The organism is Pseudomonas emilianonis (assembly GCF_023072625.1).
In the GTDB taxonomy this organism is placed as follows: Bacteria; Pseudomonadota; Gammaproteobacteria; order Pseudomonadales; family Pseudomonadaceae; genus Aquipseudomonas; species Aquipseudomonas paraveronii.
Genome location: NZ_JAKNRV010000427.1, coordinates 1 through 3,965 on the forward strand (window position 1 = coordinate 1; position 3,965 = coordinate 3,965).

Annotated in this window: 3 protein-coding genes and 1 pseudogene; 2 read left to right on the forward strand and 2 right to left on the reverse strand. The window is 60.0% G+C overall.

Annotated features, from left to right (window positions below):
* On the reverse strand, window positions 1–454 hold a 454-nt coding region (locus L9Z73_RS26785), incomplete at its 3' end, for a trehalase-like domain-containing protein (RefSeq protein ID WP_247407582.1).
* Window positions 455–999: 545 nt separating this feature from the next.
* Between L9Z73_RS26785 and L9Z73_RS26790 the strand changes: the two genes are divergently transcribed.
* A complete protein-coding gene (locus L9Z73_RS26790) occupies window positions 1,000–1,767 on the forward strand; it encodes a hypothetical protein (protein ID WP_247407584.1) in 768 nt (255 codons plus the stop codon).
* A 554-nt stretch (window positions 1,768–2,321) separates the two neighbouring features.
* Here L9Z73_RS26790 and L9Z73_RS26795 read toward each other — a convergent pair.
* A complete protein-coding gene (locus tag L9Z73_RS26795; RefSeq protein WP_247407586.1) occupies window positions 2,322–3,473 on the reverse strand; it encodes an MFS transporter in 1,152 nt (383 codons plus the stop codon).
* A 352-nt stretch (window positions 3,474–3,825) separates the two neighbouring features.
* Here L9Z73_RS26795 and L9Z73_RS26800 point away from each other — a divergent pair.
* A pseudogene (locus L9Z73_RS26800) lies at window positions 3,826–3,948 on the forward strand (diaminopimelate epimerase); the annotation flags it as partial.
* Window positions 3,949–3,965 lie beyond the last annotated feature (17 nt).

Genomic DNA, 3,965 nt, shown 5'->3' on the forward strand with positions numbered 1-3,965 from the left:
GGGCGGCGAAACACACCGTGCCGTTGTCGAGGCTGGCGTGGGTGGGCGTGCGCGCATAGTCGTGACGCACGGCGCAGCGCAGGTGAATCGTCACCCGGCCGCTGACCGCACGCACGCGGCGAATCAACAGCGGCAGGTCGTCGACCTCCTCACTGATGGTCAAAAAGTCAGTGATTTCCACCACGGCGTCATCGCTGAGCCAGCGGGTCTGCAGCACGTTGGTGTCGGGCAGGTAGATCTGCTCGCGGCGGGCGTTGGGCAGGTCCGGCGTCAACTGGAAAATGCCGGCGTCGGAGGTGTCGAGCAGCGCGCAGAAAATCGAGGGGCTGTCGAACTCAGGCCAGCAGAAAAAGTCGATGCTGCCCTTGTCGTTCACCAATGCGGCACTGCGCATGTCGCCGATGATGCCATGGGCATCGATGGCGCTCTGAGGCTCGTTCTTGAAATCAACCATTGCCGCGATACTCCGGGAAAAGGCGCAAGCCGCCCTCGATAAACAAGGTGCTGCCGGAACGGGCAGCGGTGGCCCGAGCGACTTGTTGCTCCAGCGAGAGATGCATCAGCTACCTACCTTTGAGTTGCGTTCAGTTAGCTGACTGGCAGGGCACTGCACAAGTTCACGTAAAAAAGCCCGTCAGCTCAGCCGGCTGGTATTCGCCGATTGAGCACGCTCTTGATGACTGAGCTTTTACGCCGACTCCGGCGATGGGGCGGGTTGCGCCGAAATCGCTTGGGAGGGGGATGAGTTCCTTATCCCGGCAGATGCTCTTCCTACCCGGCAGTTGGAAACTTTCAGCTCTCTCAGGAACCGACTCCCACAGTTCTGCCACACAGGATAAGCCTGCTTCCGCTGGTTTCCTTCACGATTTGTTGATCGTCGGGCGGCTGGGACGGTGAGGTAAGGCGTCTGATCAAACCGAACTGGAGAACTAAATGTCGGTATCAGTATTCCATCAGTCTGTCGCTCATTCCTCTGATGAGAAGTCTCTCAGAGGCTCCATGTCCAATGCCGAGCGGTCTACGACCTCGTCTGCCAGCCAGAGCTTGTTCTGGGATTCGTATCACTTCGGCTCGGCATTCGGCAGCGCGCCGTCACGCCCGCACCTTGGCCACGGTCATTTTAACCCGGGGCCGCCGCCACGTCCGCTGCCTGATGGTGTGTGCCCGAACCCAGGCCCACCTCCGCGCCCGACTCCCGAGCGGCCGGACCCGTATTATTCGAAGCTAAGCAACCAACAACTGGCCCAGGCGCTGCTGACCAATTATGGCGCGTTCAAGGGTGGACAGTATTCGCGGCAAGTCACGCGCGAAAGCCTGCAAAAGATGGCAGATCAATTGCCGGTGGACGCCAATGTTCGTCTGGCGAAGGAACTGCTGCGGCGTCCCGATCTGATTCGGGCGCTCGATCGAAACATGAGTACCGGTGCTTCGGATGGCCGCTTGTCCAGGGAGGATATTCTGAGCGTCATTCGTTCCGATAACCCCTTTAAACTCAAAGATGACAAAGAACTGGTCAAAGAAATGCTCGGCCATTTCGAAGAGTTGAAGAGGAAAGGCCGGGGCAACAGCATCACGCTCGACAAACTCGAAGAACTTGCGAAGCAACCGTTGACGGGCAATCCGGCCACTGACCATCTCATCGAATTGGTCAAGGAAGTCATGTCCCGTTCGATTCTGCAGGGGCGGATGGATAATGTTGACGAGTGGCAGCGTGACGGCAAGGTTTCGCGACGCGAATTGCTGCAACTGCTGCAACAACTGCGTTAACTCTGGCACAGCCGAATGCCGCGTCACCCGCGGCATAGGTTGGCAAGCGTGTTGAGCAGGAAGCACTACTTCAACCAGGCAGGAACCGCTTGCGAGGTTTTACCACGAGGACATTGCCATCAGCCGTTGAATGGCTATCGGTGTCTTCATCTACCGAATCAGGTGTGGACGATGAATCCGACATCATTTGAATCTCAACCCTCCCAATACACTGTTGCGACCTTAGCGATACCTGCACGGGAAGCAGGAGCCCAAAGCAAATCCCGTTCGCAGGCGCTCAACCTCACGTCGTCGCCGAAGTTCAGCTTCAGGGCGCCCACTGCCGAAGATTTCGATAAAGGTTCTCGAGCGTTTATGGAAGAACCGGTGTCCAGCCCTGTGCTTTCAACGCTCGCCGGTTTATGGAGCAAGTTGTCCTGCCGTCCCGCCAATGACGCCGACCGGCATTTAGGCTAGCCGTTGTACCGTTCTGCCTGGGAAAACGATACGGCAGAGAAAAAGCGATCAGGCGTACATGAGCTACTTGAAGGATTCAGGCCGCTCATGTCCTTTGTTCATACCCGCAGTATTTTGCCGCTGACCGCCACCGCTGCCAGCAATCCCCCGATCAGCAGGAAGGCGGTCGCCAGGCTGCTGCCATGGGCAATGAAGCCGATCACCGCAGGCCCGGCCAGAATGCCGGCATACCCGAGGGTGGTGATGGCCGGCACGGCAATGTGTTCCGGCATGACGGTCTGCTTGCCGACCGCGGAGTAGAGCACCGGGACGATATTTGAGCAGCCGGCGCCGACCAATGCGTAGCCCAGCAGAGACATTTCCCAGGCTGGTGACAGGGTGGCGAGGAAGATCCCGGCCGCCGCCAGCGTTCCGCCTGCGACGATCACCCGCGCAGCTCCCAGTCGACGGACAATCCGGTCACCGCTCAGACGGCCGGCGGTCATGGTCAGGGCAAAGGCCGCATAACCCAGGCCGGCATAGGCTTCATCCAGGCCGCGTTCAGCGCTGAGGAACACCGCGCTCCAGTCGAGCACGGCGCCTTCGGCCAAAAATACGATAAAACACAAGCAACCGATAAACAGCACCACGCCATGGGGAATGGCAAACGGCGGCCCTGAGCTTTCACTGCCGTAGGGCAACAAATGCGGGCCGGCCTTGAGCAGCGCCAGCGCCATGATGACGATCACCACCAGCGTCGCCTGCAGCGGCGAAAACCCCAACCCCAGCAACCCGGAGACCCCCGCTGCACCGACGATGCCCCCCAGGCTGAACAACCCATGGAAGCCCGACATCATGGTTTTGCCGCTGGCGCGCTCAACGATTACCGCTTGCAGGTTGACCGTGGAATCGACCGTGCCCAGGCCCGCGCCGAACAGGAACAGAGCGGCGATCAGCAGTGGGATCGAACTGACGGTGGCCAGCATGGGCAGGGCCAGACAGAGCAGAATCGTCCCGGCGCTCAGTACGCGCCGGCAACCATAACGAGAGGCCAGTGCGCCGGCCATCGGCATGGCGATGATTGACCCGACGCCCAGGCACAACAGCAACAGGCCCAGGGTGCCCTCGTTGAGTTGGGCGCGGGCCTTCGCATACGGCACCAGCGGTGCCCAGGCTGCGATGCTGAAGCCGGCGATGAAGAAGGCGATACGGGTCGACATTTGCTCCAGCCGCCCGGGAACCACGGGCGCTGGGGTGGGGATGGCAGTCATGGAAAATCCTTGGTTTTGCGTTCAGCGAACGATGTCCGGCGCGACATCCTTGCACATCAGGCCCCAGCGAGCGAGCCAGGTTCGCGCGGGGTTCACGCCGACTGCGGATTTTATTTTTTCCATCACGGAACGCTCTGGCCGCTCGCAGCCACCTAGAGGTCATCGCGCTGTAGGAGGTGTTCTGGAAGGTGCGTAATCCCCGTGAGAATTGCTGAACCCCAGGCTTCTTGCGGTGGATGACGCACCTTCCAGGCCACTTCCCACACGTCGACCGTTCTGTAATACGCTGCTGCTTCTGTGTGTAGGTGACTTGACGGACGAAGCGATGAAGGACTTTCAGGCAGGCGACAACATGACCCGGTTCTACGATGCCCGCGGCAATATATATGGGGTGGTCAGCCCGGCCTGTTTGCGCCGCCACGGTGTCGAGGTGCCCGACAATGCGGCCCTCGCGGCGAGCAGGCGGGACGCGTGGGAAAAATAAAATCCGCA

What these genes read in the sequence shown, in the direction of transcription:
- L9Z73_RS26790 (WP_247407584.1), top strand. Translation starts at nt 1,000, where the DNA reads ATGTCCAATGCCGAGCGGTCTACGACCTCGTCTGCCAGCCAGAGCTTG.
- L9Z73_RS26795 (WP_247407586.1), bottom strand. Translation starts at nt 3,473, where the DNA reads ATGACTGCCATCCCCACCCCAGCGCCCGTGGTTCCCGGGCGGCTGGAG.